Genomic DNA, 15,799 nt, shown 5'->3' on the forward strand with positions numbered 1-15,799 from the left:
CTTTGGACACGAACCGTTTCTCCGGCACGCTCCATCTCCCCGGCGACGAGGACTTCGACGAGGCCTGCTTCGGGCGGGTCTTCAACGCCCGCCGCCCGTCGGACCGCACGCCCGCCGCCGTGCTGAGGGCTGTCTGCGAGGAGGATGTCGTCGAGGGCGTACCGCTCGCCCTGGAGCGCGGCTGGCAGGTCGCCGTGCGCTCCGGCGGGCACAGCTGGGCCGCCTGGTCGGTGCGGCAGGACGCGCTGCTGATCGATCTCGGCGGCTTCCGCGAGCTGTCGTACGACGAGGCGACCGGGATCGTGACGGCGACGCCCAGCGTCAAGGGCGGCGACGAACTCAACCCGTATCTCGGGCAGTTCGGCCGCTTCTTCAACGGCGGGCACTGTCCCTCCGTCGGCATCGGCGGGTTCCTGCTCCAGGGCGGTCAGGGGTGGAACGCGCGTGGCTGGGGCTGGGGCTGGGCGGCGGAGAACATCACCGCGATCGATGTGGTGACCGCCGAGGGCGAGCTGGTGCGCGCGGACGAGACGCGGCACAGCGACCTGTTCTGGGCGGCACGCGGCGCCGGCCCGGGTTTCTTCGGCGTCGTCACGCGCTTCCATCTGCGCACCCGCCCCCTGCCCCGACACCTCGGGCACACCGTGCACGCCTACCCGCTCGCCCTCTTCGACGAGGTGATGACCTGGCTGCACGGCATGCACCACATGGTGTCCGACCTGGTCGAGATCGTCGCCCTGACGCAGACCCCGCCCGGTCGCACGGAGCCCGTACTGCTCGTCACCGGTGTCTCGATGACGGACACCGCCGAGCAGGCCGCCGAGGCGCTGGCGCCGCTGCACGCCAATCCGTACGCCGACCGCGCCCTGTTCCGCGTCGAGGCGCAGCCGACCACGCTCGCCGAACAGCTGGCGGGCCAGCGGGCCGCCAATCCCGAGGGCCATCGCTATCTCGTCGACAACGCCTGGCTGACCGGGCCCGCCGAGGCGGTCGTGCCGGCGATGCGCAAGGTGTTCACCGAGCTGCCGACCCGGCAGAGCTTCACCATCTGGTTCTCGATGGCTCCGCTGCGGCGACTACCGGACATGGCCTTCTCGTTGCAGTCGGAGATCTACTGCGCGACCTATGTCGTCCACGACGATCCCGGGCGGGACGCCGAGCTGCGCGCCTGGCTCGACGGGGCGATGGCGGAGCTGCGGCCGGTCACCGCCGGCCAGTATCTCGGGGACTCCGACTTCACCGTGCGGCAGCTGAGGTTCATGGGGGGACGAGCAGTGGGCGCGGCTGACGGAGATCCGGGCCGCCCGTGACCCCAAGGGCCTCTTCGCCGGCCATCTGAGCGCCGGCACGGTCACCAACACCAACCACTGGGAGCTGTGAGGCATGCGGTTCACGACGTACGAGCACGAGGGCGTGGAGCGCGCCGGGGTCGTCCGGGGCGAGGTGATCCATCCGCTGCCGGCCGGCACGACGGTGCTGGGCCTCATCGAGGAGGAGTCGCTGACCGAGGCGGGACGCCAAGCCCCCGTACCTGGTCACCGCCGAAGAGGTCGCGGACCGGCGGGACGCGGACGGATTCCTCGACCTGGAGATGACGGTCACCCTCAACGGTGAGCTGATCGGCCGGGACACCCTCGCCAACGTGTCGTGGACCTTCGAGGAGATGATCGCGTACGCGGCCCGCGACACCTGGGTGCGCCCGGGTGACGTCCTCGGGTCGGGCACGTGCGGCTGGGGCGCGCTCGCGGAGTTCTGGGGGCGTATCGGCGAACGTACGCCGCCGCCGCTGACACCCGGCGACGAGGTGACGCTCAGCGTGGAGCGGCTGGGCACCCTCGCCAACCGGGTCGTGCCCGGACTCACGGACGTCTACCTCCCGCGGTCCCGCAAGCGAGGCCGGACACCCCGGCCGTAGTGCGTCGCCGACCTGCGCGTATTCGCCGGTCCGATGACTGTCATCGCATCCCTGTGAGTTCCCGTCCGGCCCCTTCCTCGGCAGAAGTCGGGTCGTTACGCTCCGGTTACGCCAGGCTTCGACGACGCGGCCGGAAGGGAAACACACATGGGCCTCGGGGCGATCGACCTGAATCTTCTGGTGGCGCTGGAAGCACTTCTGGAGGAGAAGAACGTCACGCACGTGGTGTCCGGCTGAACACCAGCCAGTCCGCGATGAGCGGCTCGCCGGCCCGGCTGCGGCGGCACTTCAACGACGAGCTGCTGGTGCGGGTCGGCCGCGAGTACGACCTGACCCCGCTGGCGGAGCGGCTGCTGCCGGTCGTCCAGGCCTCCCTGCACAAGGCGGAGGAGGCCCTGTCGCTGACCCGGCACTTCGACCCGACGCGCAGCCGTCAGCGGTTCTCGATGGTGATGTCCGACTACGTGATGACGGTGCTCGTGGAGCCGCTGCTGCGGGTCGTCGCGGAGGAGGCGCCGGGGGTCCGGCTCGACTTCCATCCCATCGTCGACGGGCAGTTGGAGACGGAGATGCATCTGCGCTGCCACGACCTGATGATCGTGCCGCTGGGCTATCAGCTGCCGGGCGTCAGCGAGGCCGTCATGCACGACCGGTTCGTGTGTCTCGTCGACCCCGACAATCCGCGCCTGGTGGACGGGCGGCTGGGCCTGCGCGATCTGGCGGAGATGCCGCACGCCGCGTGCGCCATCGGCAAGAGCCTCACCCCGGCGGACCGCCAGCTGGAGACCCTGGGCATCACCCCGAAGGTGCAGGTCAGCACCCCCGGATTCAGTGTGCTGCCGTTCCTGGTGAGTGGCACCGACCTGGTCGCCGTGGTCCCCGAGCGGCTGGCGCTGCGCTACGAGGGGTTCGCGCGCTGCGCGGTCGTACCGACGCCGTTCCCGGAGGTTCCGCTGGTGGAGGCCATGTACTGGCACCACAACCGGCACGCCGACCCCGCCCACCGCTGGCTGCGGGAGACCGTACGGCGGGTGGGAGCCTCCCTGGACGAGCCGCGGCCGCTCGGCGCGGCGCCCTCGCGGCGGATCGACGGCACGGATGCCAGCCATGGTGAACACGCGTTTGTGGAGCTGACGGTCGCTTCCTAGCGTGGACGGGAGACATCCCGCCCCCGTCCAGTGGAGGAACCGTGAGCCGTACGCGTCTGTCGGGCCGTACCGTCGTCGTCACCGGAGCCGCGCAGGGGCAGGGGGCCGCCGAGGTGGCGGCCGCCGCCCGGGAGGGCGCGGCGGTGGTCGCGACCGATGTGCTCGACGAGGCCGGCGAGAAGCTGGCCGCGTCCCTGCGCGCCGACGGCCTCGATGTGCGCTTCCGGCATCTGGATGTGTCGTCGCCGGACGACTGGGCGTCCCTCGCCGGTGAACTGAAGGTCGTGCACGGCCTCGTCAACAACGCGGGCATCGCCGTCCGGGCCCGGCTCGGCGAGGTCGAACTCACCGACTGGAACCGGGCGTTCGCGGTCAACACCACCGGCGCGATGCTCGGCATCCAGGCCCTCGCCCCGCTGATGCCCGCCGGTTCCGCCATCGTCAACGTCGGCTCCGTCGCGGGCCTCACCGCCCACCACGCCGTCGCGTACACCACCAGCAAATGGGCCCTGCGCGGCCTGTCCAAGGTGGCCGCGCTGGAGCTGGCCCCGCGCGGCATCCGTACGAACGTGATCCACCCCGGCTACATCGACACCCCGCTGATGGCCTCCGCCAACCCGGTGTTCGTCGAGGCCCATCTGTCCATGACCCCTCAGGGCCGCGCGGGCACCCCCGACGAGGTCGCCCCGCTCGTCGTCTACCTCCTCTCCGACGAGTCGTCGTACGTCAACGGCTCCGAGATCACGGTGGACGGCGGTTACGCGGCCCACGGCGGGGTGAAGGCGATCACGAACGCGCTGGACGCGTACGCAGTGATCACCGGTCGACGGGCGGCACTCGGAAGGATCGGCCGGCCGCGGGCGCATGGCTGTGCCCCCGGTTCCGGGGAGGGAACCAGGGGCACGTGCCGGCCGCCGTACAGCGGCTGGGCGCCCAGGGGCTGACCGGTCCTAGACCGCCGACGCCTCCACCGCGGGCTCGCCCGTGGCCTCGCGCGCCACGCTCCTGCGGACCAGGACGAGGGTCACGGCGGCGCCGGCCAGGGAGGCGATGCCGCAGACGGTCATGCCGAGGGAGAGGCCACTGGCGAGGGCGTCCTGGGCGAGGGCCTGGGCCTCCGCTCCGGCGTCGGGGACGTTGACGACGGCGAGGGGGCCGCCCGCCTCGTTGATCGCCGCGCCGGGTCCGGTGAGCTTGCCGGCCAGTTGCGCGGAGGCCGTGCTCATGGCGACCGCGCTGATGACGGCCGGGCCGAGTGCCTGCCCGAACTCGCGGACCAGGCTGGTGGCGCCGCTGGCCATGCCGGTCAGTTCGATCGGTACGGCGTTGACGGCGGCCTGGGTCAGTGAGGAGACGACGCAGATGAAGCCGACGCCGAGCAGCAGCACCGGCCCGATGAACGCCCCGAGGGAGGTCGTGGTGATCGGGATGGCCGCCAGCCAGAACTGTCCCGCCGCCATCGGCAGCAGACCGCCGGCGAGCAGCCGGCGCGCGTCGACCTGGGTGAGCATCCTGCCGAGCACCGGGGCGAGCAGTAGCGGGATGAGCTGGAGGATCACGAACGGCATGCTCGCGTCGAGCGCGCTCAGATGCATCACCGCGCCGAGCCGGATGGAGACGCAGTACGCGGTGCCGATGAAGCCGAGCATGCCGACCAGGGCGACCACGGCGGCGGCCGCGAAGGACGGGATCTTCAGCAGGGAGAGGTTCATCATGGGCGACTCGGAGCGCAGTTCGGCGTAGACGAACCCGGCGAGGGCGACGGCCGCCAGCACCAGCGTGCCGACGATCGCCGGGTCGCCCCAGCCCTTGTCGGAGCCCTCGATGACACCCCAGAGCAGGGCGGTGAGGGCGACCGCGATGGTGATCTGGCCGGGCCAGTCCAGCGAACGGCCCTTCGGCGCCCTGGAGTCGGTGACCCACTTCCAGCAGACCACGCCCACCAGGACACCGAGGACGACGGGCGGCACGAACGCCCAGCGGAAGTCCGTGACCGTGCCGAGGATGCCGGAGGACAGCGGGCCGAGCGCGGAGGCGAGGGAGATGCTCAGCGCCCAGGTGGAGACCGCTTTGGCCCGGTCCCGCTTGTCGGGCGTGGCGGCCGCGATCACGGCGAGCGAGGAGGGGAACAGCGCGGCGGCGCCGACGCCGGCGACGCCCTGGCCGATCCACAGCATGGTGATCGACTGGGCGGTGGCGTTGATGAGTTCGCCCAGCGCGAGAATGAATCCGCCGAGCACCAGCAGCCGTTTACGGCCGAAGATGTCGCCGAGCACGCCGAAATTCAGTTCCAGAATGGCGGTGGGCAGAATGAAGGCGGAGGTCACCCACGCCACCTGGGACGCGGAGGCGCTGAATGCGCTGGTGATCTCACCGTTGATCGGGGCGGGCACGGTAATGCACAACTGTGCCGCCGCGACCGCGAGACAGCACGCTATGAGCGTTCCGCGGTCCAGTCTTTTCAAGGAGATGGAATCCGTCATCGTACGTGCCCTCACTCTGACTTCTGCTCAGCGCGCCGCGAGACGCTTTTCTCTATGAGTTCGATGAGATTTCCCTCGGGGTCGCTGACCCAGGCCATGCGTACTCCGGGTTCGGGGGACGGCCCGGGTGCCATGACGTCGCCCGCTCCGTGGGCCAGCAAGGCCCGGTGGACGGGGTCGAGTGCGGGGGTGGTGACCGCGAAGTGCCCGTATCCCTCGGTGAGGGAGGCGGTCAGCGGGTCCGGTGCCCGGGGGCCGGGGACGGACCCGGGCCGGGCGAGGAGTTCGACGCGCCAGCCCTGGTGCGGGTGTTCGAGGACGACACCGCGCAGACCGGGCCCTTCGAGGGCGAACTCGAAGACGGTCCTCAGGCCGAACGCCGCCTGGTACCAGCTGGTCTGGGCGGGCAGGTCGCGTACGGTGACGCCCACGTGGTCGAGTCGCGCGTCCATCGGCGCTCAGCCCGCCATGGCGCTGTCGCCGCCGTCGACCATGAGGTTGGCGCCGTTGACGAAGGCCGCCTCGTCGCAGCAGAGGAAGGCCGCCACGCGTGCGATGTCCTCGGGCTGCCCCACCCTTCCGGCCGGGATACGGGCCTCCAGTCGTGCCTTCGGTCCCTCGGGGTCATCGAGGAAGGGCGCCGTCGCCGAGGTGCGGGTCATGCCGGGGGCGATGGTGTTGACGCGGATGCGGTGCGGGGCGCCGGCCGCGCACAGGTGCATGCTCATCGCCAGGACCCCGCCCTTGGCGGCGCCGTGCGGGACCATCGGTATGAAGGGCGCGCCTCGCACGGCGGCCACCGAGGCGACGTTGAGGACGGCTCCGCCGCCGCGCGCGATCAGGTGCGGCCAGGCGGCCCGCGTACAGAAGTACGAGATGTCCAGCTCGTTCCTGATCGTGAAGTACCAGTCCTCGGCGGGCATCGTCTCGAACGGGCCGTTGCGCAGCGCGGAGGCGTTGTTGTAGAGGATGTCGATGCCGCCGAAGGCCGCGATGCCCGCGTCGATCCATGCGCGGGCGCCTTCTTCGGTGGAGAGGTCCACGGGCGCCAGGGAGCGCATGACTCCGTCGGTCTTCTCGACGATTTCCACGGTTTCCGCGGCCGCGTCCGCGTCGATGTCACAGCCGAATACGAGTGCGCCCTCGGCCGCGAATATCTCGGCAGCCGCCCGGCCTATTCCGACCCCCGTTCCACTGATGAACGCTGTTTTCCCGGCCAGTCGGCCCATGTTCGCCATGTCCCTTGTCCCATGCCGCCGGAGTGCGGTTCTGGAAGCGTAGGGACGCCCAATGGGCAGAACAAGAAAAGGGACGCGTCAGGCCCATCGGGCGTTCGTATGGCAGGTATGTGGGAGTGCGACCGGCGACCGGCGGACTCCTTACGGCGTGGGCGAGGCGGCCACGTCCGGCTCCTTGCCGTACGCGGTGAGGAAGCGGTCGCGGAAGGAGTCCATGCGCCAGACGGGAGCGTCGTCGCCGGGCCGCAGACCGTCCGACCAGCCCCAGTCGTCGATCCTGTCGAGGACCTTGGGGTCGCGGGCGACGACCGTGACCGGTACGTCGTGGTCGGCGCCGTTTCCGCTGACGCTGGCCATGGGCTGGTGGTCGCCGAGGAAGACCAGCACGGTGTTCTCGTCGCCGTACTTCTCCACGTACCGCAGGAGGCTGTGCAGGGAGTACTGGACGGACTTGCCGTACTCCTCCTTCACCTTGACAGGGTCGGTGAACACGTCCGCCGGGTCCTTGCCCGCCTTCTCGATGCCCTTGTAGACGGAGCCGTCACCGACCTCGTCCCAGCCGATCATCTTCGGCAGCGGCGCCCAGGGCTGGTGGCTGGAGGTCAGGATGATCTGCGACATCAGCGGCTTGCCGCCCTTCTTGGCGGCCTCCAGGCGCTCGAACGCGGTCAGGGCGTACTGGTCGGGCATGGTCGACCAGCTGAACTTCGGCCCCTGGTAGCCGAGATCGCGGGAGTCGTAGACCTTGTCGAGTCCGTAGAAGTCGCCCTCGGGCCAGTTCTTCTGCACGCCGGGCACGATGCCGACCGTCCGCCAGGCCCCGGTCTTGTCGAACGCGCCGGGCAGGGTGAGGCGTTCGCCGGCGGTGACGGTGCGGTAGCGGCTCTGGTTGTCGATCCACAGGCCGGTCAGGAACGTGGAGTGCCCGAGCCAGCTGCTGCCGCCGTACGTGGCGGAGGTCAGCCAGCCGCTCTTCGCCGCGAACCCGGCCTTGCTCAGCGCCTCGCCCTCCTCGTCGAGCGCCTCGTTCACGCCCGGCGCGATGGCCGGGTCCTCCAGGGCGGCGCGGCCGTAGCTCTCGATGAAGGTGAACATGACGTCCTTGCCGCGCAGTCCGGTCAGGAGCTGGTCGGCGGGCACATCGGCGAACTTGTCCTTCTTGGCCTCCTTGGCGAACGCGGCCTCGTCCCTGAGGGTCTCGCGCACCCGGTCCAAGCGGTCCTGCACGAACCCGATGGTGTTCCTGGAGGCGACGGCGGTGGTCCCGAGGGGCGTCAGGCCGAGCGCCGCGCAGGTGATCCACACCGTTCCGGCGACGATCGTGCCCTTGGTCGCGCGGTCCCGGTCGCGGACCAGGAGGTTCACGAGCCGCACCACCGCCAGCGCCATGACGACGAACAGCAGCAGTACCAGGGCCACGAGGCCGATGACGGCGACCCGCGCCCCCGTGGCGCCGAGCGTGTCCTTCACATACGACTCGGCGTCGTCGAGCAGACCCCAGTCGAGGACCACGTTGAAGCCGCGTCCGAGGAACTGGTTGAAGCCGATGTCCAGGCCCTTCACCACCACGAGCGCGGCCAGGCCCACCCCGGTCAGGACCGCCGCGACCAGCCGCGGCCTGCGCGGCAGCGCCGTCAGCAGGGCGGCGGCGAGGATCGGCTCCACCGGTATCCGCAGGAACTGCCGCGCCTGGAAGAACTCGGCCTTGCCCGGCATGAGCAGTGCGAAGAGTACGAGGGCGGCGGCCAGCGCGGTGATCCCCCACGAGACGCTCCGCGCGGCCACGGGGTACTTCCGCCGGAGCGCCTCCGGATACTTCTTCCAGCGGGCCCGGCGCCCGCCGGCCTTTTCCGGCGGGGACGCGGCCCCCTCCTCCGAGGTCTCGTCGGCCTCGCTTGTCCCATGCGTGTCCGGCAGTTGACTGGAGCGCGTGAAGAGCGACACGCGACGTTCCTTCCGTACGAAGACCGCTGGTCGTGCCCCCATCTGTACGAGGGGTCCGCGAGATCAGTTCAAAGACCACGGGTAAGCCATCGGTAAGGAACTCCCCAACGGCCCGCCACCGGTAGTGGTACGCTTGCCTCGGCACCTGTGTATCGCCCCTTCTTCGGGCGCCGGTGCCGCTCTCTCAACTCCCGAGATCTTCTCTGAGATCTCTGATCCGCTGAACCGCCCGTCGATTCCCGATCGGCCGTCAGCTTCTCCGCACCACCTGCCGCCCACGGCCCGTCTCTGACGTACGGCCGTACACGGCTTCGCCGTAGCCGCGGGTGTGTGCTCTCCCCTCCCCCTTCTCCATGTGTCTGCCATACGTCCTCGAAAGGACCCCCTCACCCATGACCACCACCACACTCGAACGCACTTCCACTCATCAGCAGCCTCCGGCCCGGGTCACCGGCGTCCTGGAGATCGCCCAGGGCGGGCACGGGCACCTGCGCACCGAGAGCGGCCTGCCCACGCCCGCCGACCCACAGGTCTCCGCCGCGCTGATCCGCCGGTACGGCCTGCGCAAGGGCGACACCGTCGAGGGCGTGCGCGACGGCCGGCGCGGACTCACCGAGGTCGAGCGGCTCAACGGCCGTACGCCCGAAGAGCTGCGCGGCCGCCCGCACTTCCACGACCTCACCCCGCTGCACCCGCGCGAGCGGCTGCGGCTCGAACACCCGACGAGCGGCGTGACCGGCCGGCTCGTCGACCTCGTGGCTCCCGTCGGCAAGGGCCAGCGCGGGCTGATCGTCGCCCCGCCCAAGACGGGCAAGACGGTACTGCTCCAGCAGGTGGCCGCCGCGATCGCCGCCAACCACCCCGAGGCCCGCCTGCTGGTGGTGCTGCTCGACGAGCGGCCCGAGGAGGTGACCGACATGCGGCGCTCCGTGCGGGGCGAGGTGTACGCCTCGACGTTCGACCGGTCCCCCAAGCAGCACATCGCGCTCGCCGAGCTCGTCGTGGAGCACGCCAAGCGGCTCGTCGAACAGGGCGAGGACGTCGTGATCCTCCTGGACTCCCTGACCCGGCTGTGCCGGGCCCACAACAACGCGGCCGCCGCCGGTGGCCGCACCCTCAGCGGTGGAGTCGACGCCGCCGCGCTCCAGGGTCCCAAGCGGCTCTTCGGCGCCGCCCGGCTGACCGAGGAGGCCGGCTCTCTCACCATCCTGGCCACCGCCCTGGTGGAGACCGGCTCGCGTGCCGACGACTTCTTCTTCGAGGAACTCAAGAGCACCGGCAACATGGAGCTCCGCCTGGACCGCGCCCTCGCCGACCGGCGCGTCTTCCCCGCCGTCGACATCGTCCCCTCCGGCACCCGCCGCGAGGAACTCCTCCTGGCACCGGCCGAGTCGAGCGCCGTACGAGGGCTGCGGCGGGCCCTGCGGTCGCGCGAGGGGCAGGCGAACCTGGAAACGCTGCTGGAGCGGTTGCGTGCCACGCCGGACAACGCGGCGTTTCTGGGGCAGCTGTCGCGATAGAGCGTCGCGATAGAGGTCGGGGGTGGGGGTGCGTTGGCGGGTGCGGGTTGGATGTGGTTGTTCGCGCCCACGCGGCGAAGCCGCACGATGTCACAGCCCCGCGCCCCTGAAGAGCACGGTGGTGCCGCCTGGCTTCAAGGCCCCCCACCGACGCGCGGACACACAGCCGGCGTGAGGCATCCGGGTGTTCGATCCGCTCGCCCGGCCCTGGCACCCCGGTCTGCGGCGCGACCGTTCCTACGTTTGCGGTATGACCATCGGATTCTCATCCCGCACTGCCCGTGTTGCCCGCGTCGCCGTCTGCTGCTCCGCCGCCTGCGTGATGGGCGCCCTGGCCCTCGCGTCGAGCCCGCAGGGCGGCCGGCTCTCCCCCGGGGCGGGCGCGCAGGACGCCAAGGCCGAGCAGGAGCCGCCGTCGCTGTACCGGCCGGGGACGCATGTGCGACCGCGTCCCGGGGCGCCCCGGGTGCCCCGGGACGTCTCCGCGGTGGCGTGGCTGGTGGCCGACGCCCGTACGGGCGAGGTGCTCGCCGCGCACAACGCGCACCGCAGGCTGCCGCCGGCGAGCACACTGAAGACCCTGTTCGCGCTCACCGTGCTGCCGGGACTCCCGGCGGGCCTCAGACACACCGTCGAGCGCGAGGAACTGGCGGGCGTCGGCGCCGGGAGCAGTCTGGTCGGCGTCAAGGAGAACCGCACGTACCGCGTGGCCGACCTGTGGCGCGGAGTCTTCCTCAGCTCGGGCAACGACGCCGTGCGCGTCCTGGCCGCCCTCAACGGCGGCTGGCGGACCACCGCCGAGCAGATGCGGGACAAGGCCCGATCGTTGGGCGCCCGGGACACCCATGTCGTCTCGCCCGACGGCTACGACGCGCCTGGACAGGTGTCGTCCGCGTACGACCTCGCGGTGTTCGGCCGGGCCGGGCTGCGCAACGCGGAGTTCGCCGAGTACTGCGCCACGGCCAGGGCGAAGTTCCCGGCGGGCGGCTCGGCGTACGGCATCCAGAACACCAACCGGCTGCTCACCGGCGCCGGCGTCGACCGCTATCCGGGGCTGATCGGCATCAAGAACGGCTACACCAGCAACGCGGGCAACACCCTGATCTCCGCCGCCGAACGGGACGGACGCACCCTCGTCGTGACGGTGATGCGTCCCCGCGCGGGCGGTGGTTTCGCCGTCTACGAGGAGACGCGTTCGCTCCTCGACTGGGGTTTCCGTGCCGCCGGACGCGTCGATCCCGTGGGCTCACTCCTGCCGCCGCGCCCGGCGGCGGCACCTCAGGCCTCCCTCGAGTCGCCGTACGTCCGCGAGGAGAAGAAGAAGGAGAAGAAGGAGGTGGCCACCGGTCCGGGCTGGCCGGAGGCGGGCGCGATCACCGGTGCGGCCGGATTCGGTGCGGCGGCCGTGGTGCTGACGCTGCGGCTCAAGAAAGGCCGGCTCACCCGGGACTGACCGATCGGCAGCCACAGCAGCAGGCCGAGCGTGATCCACACATAGGTGTTGCTGCCGAGGAAGCCGCCGATGCCGGAGGCGTAGTCGAACCACAGCCAGACGACGCTGCTGCACAGCACGGCGTAGAGCGCCGCCGCGAGCGGCAGCAGCCGGCGGTGCCGCACCAGCACGGCGAAGGACGGCAGCAGCCAGACGAGATGGTGCACCCAGGTGATCGGGCTGACCAGACACGCGGTCAGCCCGGTGAGGGCGAACGCGACCGTCCAGTCCTCGCCGCGCACCGCCGTCCGCACGCGCCATGCCCACACGCACAGCACCGCGAGGACGAGCAACGCCCAGACGGCACGGCTCGGTTCGTGCGGTGCCACGAGCCGGGCCAGCACGCCTTGCAGCGACTGGTTGGAGACATGGTCGAGGCGGCCGATGCGGCTGGTGTCCCACAGCGCCTCGGTCCAGTAGAAGCGTGAGGCGGCCGGGGCGATCCAGGCCGCCGCCGCGGTGGCGGCCGCGGCGACGGCCGTCGCGACCCCGGCGGCCCGCCACCGCCGGGCGAGCAGCAGCAGACCGATGAAGATCACGGGTGTCAGCTTGATCGCCGCCGCCAGGCCGATGCCGACGCCCGCCCGGCGCCCTGGGCCGGTGGACAGCAGCCAGGCGTCGGCGAGGACGAGAGCGAGCAGCAGAAGGTTGACCTGGCCGAAGCTGAAGGTGTCCCGCAGCGGCTCGAACAGGGCGAGCGCGCAGAGGGCGAGGGAGGTGCCGAACCAGCCGTAGCGGCGCAGGAGCGGCCCGGCCGGCACGTACAGGACGGCCGCGAGTGCCGCCAGGTCGAGCCCCAGGCACAGCGCGATCGCGGTGCGCGGCCCGACCAGGGCCATCGGCAGCATGGTGACGGCCGCGAACGGCGGATAGGTGAAGCCGTACGTCGTGCCCCGCCCCCGGTAGTCGTAGATCCGGCCGTCGTGGTGGACCCAGGTGTCGATGGCCCTGGTCGGGCCGCGCAGGTCGAACCAGTCGCGCAGCAGCGGGACGGTCGCGGTGAAGACGGTCACGGCGGTGGCGAGGCCGAGGACGAGCAGTGTCCGGGCGCCGTCGGTGCGCGGCGGGAACCGCGGGTGTCGCGGTTCGCTCATGCCGTCCGCTCCAGGACCGGCGGCGCCCAAGCGGCCTGGTGTGCCTGCCACAGCACGACCACCGCGAGCACTCCTCCGCACACCGCCAGGACGATCTGCTCGGTGTCGGCCGGGTCGCCGCTCGGCAGGACGGCGAGCGCGAGGACCCCGCTGGCGGCCGCGACCCGGCGCTGCACGGAGGCGTTCGCCGCGGCCGCGGCGATGAGGAACAGGCCCCACAGGGCGTACCAGGGCCGGACCGCCGGGCCGAGCAGCGCCACCACGGCCAGGCTGAGGCCCAGCGCGTACACCGGGCCGGGTCTGAGGCGGAGCCATATGAAGAGGACGACGGCCAGGGTCACCAGCAGTCCGGCCGCGCGCCAGGCCGGGAGCGCGAGGGGTGCCAGGTCGCTGCCGAAGTCGTGGAGCAGGGTGCCGGTGGCGCGGCCCAGGACGCTGGTGGGCGACCAGTTCTGCGGGGAGAGCGGGGTGCGCAGGGCGGCGATCCAGCCGTATCCCGTGCCGGTCAGGGCGGTCGCGGCGGCCGTGGTGGCCGAGGCGACGGCCACCGTGGTCAGGGTCGTCCGTATCCATCCGGTGCGGCCGCGCATCACGATCACCGCCGGCAGGCCGAGCGCGGCGGGTGCCTTGACCAGGGCGGCGAGCGTCACGAGGGCCACGCCGAGGACGTACCAGCGGCCTCGCCCGGCGACCAGTGCGACGCCCAGCAGCCCGAGCATCATCGCGTCGTTGTGGGCCCCGGCCACGAGGTGCAGGAGCACGAGCGGGTTGAGTGCGCCGAGCCAGAGCGCGGCGGCCGGGTCCGCGTCGCTGTGCCGGGCGAGCCGGGGCAGCGCCACGGCCATCAGGGCCACACCGAGCAGGGCGATCACGCGCATGCCGATGAGCCCGGCCGGTATCCGCCCCTCGGTGAGACCGGAGAGCCCGGAGGCCAGGGCGAGAAAGACCGGCCCGTACGGCGTCGCCGTGTGCTGCCACATGGGTGCCACCTCGTCGGCGAGCGGTCCGCCGAGCCGGGCGGGCCCGTGTGTGTAGACGTCGATGTGCGCGTCGACCATGGCGCCCTGGGCGAGGTAGCTGTACACGTCCCGGCTGAACAGGGGTGGCGCGAGCAGCAGCGGCGCCGCCCAGACGGCCAGTACGAGGAGCAGGGCGCGGGGCGTCGGGGGTTCGGGGGTTCGGGCCGCGTATCACCTTGCCCAGCAGCACCCAGGCGGCTATCAGCAGGACGACGCCGAAGTAGACACCGACCAGGCCCAGTGCTCCGCGCCCCGAGGTGGGTGACAGCAGGTCCTGGACCGGCAGGGCACCGGCGGTCTCACCTCCCAGGGCGAGGAAAGCGGATCCGGCCAGGCCGAGGGCCTGGCAGCGGCGGAGGTCGACGGGGAAAGCAATGGCCAACACTCGGTCAGCGTGTCGACGCCGGGTGGCGGGGAGGCGACGCGGCGCCCTCCAGTCGGGTACCGGAACGTGACCATGAGCGAACCCGCCGTCCCGGACGGGTCGGCGGGTCGGCCCTACCGCGCTGTGGTGCCGATCAGCAGGAGGACGCCGTGTCGATCCTGATGCCGGTCACGGTGTTGCCCGCGGGGAAGGTCGCCGTGTGGTTCGGCGGCAGGCAGAGGTACTGGGTCGCGCCGGTGCTGTCGACGACGTAGCGCAGATACGCCCGGTCGTCGTTGCGGGTGTTGTGCACCTTGTCCGCGCCACGGCTGTTGGCGCCGAGGTTCTGGTAGGACGTCGTGACGTCCTGGTACGCGGCTGTGTAGCTGGCGTTGTTCCAGTTGGAGACGGTGAGGTAGAAACAGACGCGGGGGTAGCCGCACCCGTTGTAGGAATCGGCCGACGCGGTGGGGGCCATGGCCAGCGTGGTGGCGGCGACAGCGGCAGCGGTCGTACCGATGACAGCCAATCTCTTGGTCATGTTCATGCCGCACAATCCTGCGAGCGGAACGTCTCCACCGTAAGCGCGTTTTCGGCCGAATGGTATGAGAGGTCAGAAAACAGACAATCCTGTGAGCGTCGTGAACCGGTCCAGCGCCGCCACTCCCGCCACCGAGTTGCCCCGCTCGTCCAGACCCGGGCTCCATACGCACAGCGTGCAGCGGCCCGGTACGACCGCGATGATGCCGCCGCCCACCCCGCTCTTGCCGGGCAGGCCCACGCGGTAGGCGAAGTCGCCGGCCGCGTCGTACGTGCCGCAGGTGAGCATGACCGCGTTGACCTGCTTCGCCTGACTGCGCGTCAGAAAACGGGTGCCGTCGGCGCGTACGCCGTGCCGGGCCAGGAAGGTGGTGGCGAGGGCCAGGTCGGCGCAGGAGGCGGTGAGGGAGCACTGGCGGAAGTACTGCTCCAGCAGGACCGGCACCGGGTTGCCGATGTTGCCGTACGACGCCATGAAATGGGCGAGGGCGGCGTTGCGGTCGCCGTGGGCGGACTCGGACGCGGCGATCTCCCGGTCGAAGTCCAGGCCCGGGTTGCCGCTCTCCGCGCGGAGGAAGGACAGCAGCTCGCCGGCCGCGTCGCCGGTACGGCTCTGGAGGCGGTCGGTGACGACGAGGGCGCCCGCGTTGATGAACGGGTTGCGCGGGATGCCGTTCTCGTACTCCAGCTGGACCAGGGAGTTGAAGGGGTTGCCGGAGGGCTCGCGGCCCACGTGCTCCCAGAGGACGGCGCCCTCCCGGGCCAGGTCGAGGGCGAGGGTGAAGACCTTGGTGATGGACTGCGTGGAGAACGGCTCCCGCCAGTCCCCCACGCCGTACACCGTGCCGTCGAGCTCTGCGACGGCCATGCCGAAGCGGCCCGGATCGCGGGCCGCGAGCGCCGGGATGTAGTCGGCGGGCCGGCCCCGGGCCGGAGTCTGCTCCATCTCCTCGGCGATGCGCTCCAGGACCGGCTGGAAGGTGAGGGACGACGTCGTTGTCATGATCACCATTGTCCCTCCGCGCCGGTCCTGGCGCGTCGT

11 protein-coding genes and 4 pseudogenes are annotated in these 15,799 nt (G+C 71.3%); 7 read left to right on the forward strand and 8 right to left on the reverse strand.

The annotated features are described in order from the left end of the window. Nucleotides 1–2: 2 nt before the first annotated feature. The 5 genes and pseudogenes from I8N67_RS26595 to I8N67_RS26610 all read left to right on the forward strand — a co-directional run. Nucleotides 3–1,310 carry an FAD-binding oxidoreductase gene (locus I8N67_RS26595; protein WP_234046325.1) on the forward strand — a complete coding sequence of 436 codons (1,308 nt, stop codon included), beginning with the start codon at nucleotides 3–5 and terminating at the stop codon, nucleotides 1,308–1,310. 73 nt (nucleotides 1,311–1,383) lie between these two features. Next, nucleotides 1,384–1,614, forward strand: a complete 231-nt coding sequence (locus I8N67_RS42920) for a hypothetical protein (protein ID WP_234046326.1) — start codon at nucleotides 1,384–1,386, stop codon at nucleotides 1,612–1,614. Then, nucleotides 1,526–1,915, forward strand: a pseudogene (locus I8N67_RS26600) (fumarylacetoacetate hydrolase family protein); the annotation flags it as partial. The gene I8N67_RS42920 and the pseudogene I8N67_RS26600, both read left to right, overlap by 89 nt. Before the next feature lie 254 nt (nucleotides 1,916–2,169). Then, nucleotides 2,170–3,063 carry a LysR substrate-binding domain-containing protein gene (locus I8N67_RS26605; protein ID WP_234046327.1) on the forward strand — a complete coding sequence of 298 codons (894 nt, stop codon included), beginning with the start codon at nucleotides 2,170–2,172 and terminating at the stop codon, nucleotides 3,061–3,063. Nucleotides 3,064–3,104: 41 nt separating this feature from the next. Then, nucleotides 3,105–3,869 (forward strand): annotated as a pseudogene (locus I8N67_RS26610) (SDR family NAD(P)-dependent oxidoreductase); the annotation flags it as partial. A gap of 144 nt (nucleotides 3,870–4,013) precedes the next feature. On the opposite strand, the gene I8N67_RS26615 reads toward I8N67_RS26610, so the two are convergent. The 4 genes from I8N67_RS26615 to I8N67_RS26630 all read right to left on the reverse strand — a co-directional run bounded on the left by I8N67_RS26615 (nucleotide 4,014) and on the right by I8N67_RS26630 (nucleotide 8,728). Beyond that, nucleotides 4,014–5,546, reverse strand: a complete 1,533-nt coding sequence (locus tag I8N67_RS26615) for an MFS transporter (RefSeq protein WP_200306319.1) — start codon at nucleotides 5,544–5,546, stop codon at nucleotides 4,014–4,016. A gap of 11 nt (nucleotides 5,547–5,557) precedes the next feature. Beyond that, nucleotides 5,558–5,998 (reverse strand): VOC family protein, encoded by a 441-nt coding sequence (locus I8N67_RS26620; RefSeq protein ID WP_200306321.1) that lies wholly within the window; start codon nucleotides 5,996–5,998, stop codon nucleotides 5,558–5,560. 6 nt (nucleotides 5,999–6,004) lie between these two features. After that, the gene (locus I8N67_RS26625) at nucleotides 6,005–6,784 is read right to left on the reverse strand and encodes an SDR family NAD(P)-dependent oxidoreductase (protein ID WP_234046328.1); all 780 of its coding nucleotides are present in this window, start codon (nucleotides 6,782–6,784) and stop codon (nucleotides 6,005–6,007) included. A 141-nt stretch (nucleotides 6,785–6,925) separates the two neighbouring features. Next, entirely contained in the window at nucleotides 6,926–8,728 is a 1,803-nt protein-coding gene (locus tag I8N67_RS26630; protein ID WP_200306323.1) for an alkaline phosphatase family protein, read from the reverse strand. Nucleotides 8,729–9,120: 392 nt separating this feature from the next. Here I8N67_RS26630 and rho point away from each other — a divergent pair, with 392 nt between their 5' ends. Together rho and I8N67_RS26640 are read left to right on the forward strand one after the other, a co-directional pair. Continuing rightward, nucleotides 9,121–10,248 carry a transcription termination factor Rho gene (rho, locus tag I8N67_RS26635; protein ID WP_200306325.1) on the forward strand — a complete coding sequence of 376 codons (1,128 nt, stop codon included), beginning with the start codon at nucleotides 9,121–9,123 and terminating at the stop codon, nucleotides 10,246–10,248. Nucleotides 10,249–10,498: 250 nt separating this feature from the next. Next, entirely contained in the window at nucleotides 10,499–11,701 is a 1,203-nt protein-coding gene (locus I8N67_RS26640) for a D-alanyl-D-alanine carboxypeptidase family protein (RefSeq protein ID WP_200306327.1), read from the forward strand. Between the two features lie 275 nt (nucleotides 11,702–11,976). Here the strand turns inward: I8N67_RS26640 and I8N67_RS42925 are convergent. From I8N67_RS42925 to I8N67_RS26660, 4 genes and pseudogenes are all read right to left on the reverse strand, one after another. Next, a pseudogene (locus tag I8N67_RS42925) lies at nucleotides 11,977–12,834 on the reverse strand (glycosyltransferase family 87 protein); the annotation flags it as partial. Beyond that, a pseudogene (gene mptB / locus I8N67_RS26650) lies at nucleotides 12,831–14,229 on the reverse strand (polyprenol phosphomannose-dependent alpha 1,6 mannosyltransferase MptB). The pseudogenes I8N67_RS42925 and mptB, both read right to left, overlap by 4 nt. A gap of 142 nt (nucleotides 14,230–14,371) precedes the next feature. Beyond that, nucleotides 14,372–14,764: a hypothetical protein gene (locus I8N67_RS26655; RefSeq protein WP_200306329.1), complete on the reverse strand. Its 393-nt coding sequence runs from the start codon at nucleotides 14,762–14,764 to the stop codon at nucleotides 14,372–14,374. A 66-nt stretch (nucleotides 14,765–14,830) separates the two neighbouring features. Next, nucleotides 14,831–15,769, reverse strand: coding sequence for a glutaminase (locus tag I8N67_RS26660; RefSeq protein WP_200306331.1), 939 nt, complete (start codon nucleotides 15,767–15,769; stop codon nucleotides 14,831–14,833). Nucleotides 15,770–15,799 lie beyond the last annotated feature (30 nt).

Origin of the sequence: Streptomyces adelaidensis, from assembly GCF_016598475.1 — a bacterium.
GTDB lineage: Bacteria > Actinomycetota > Actinomycetes > Streptomycetales > Streptomycetaceae > Streptomyces > Streptomyces adelaidensis.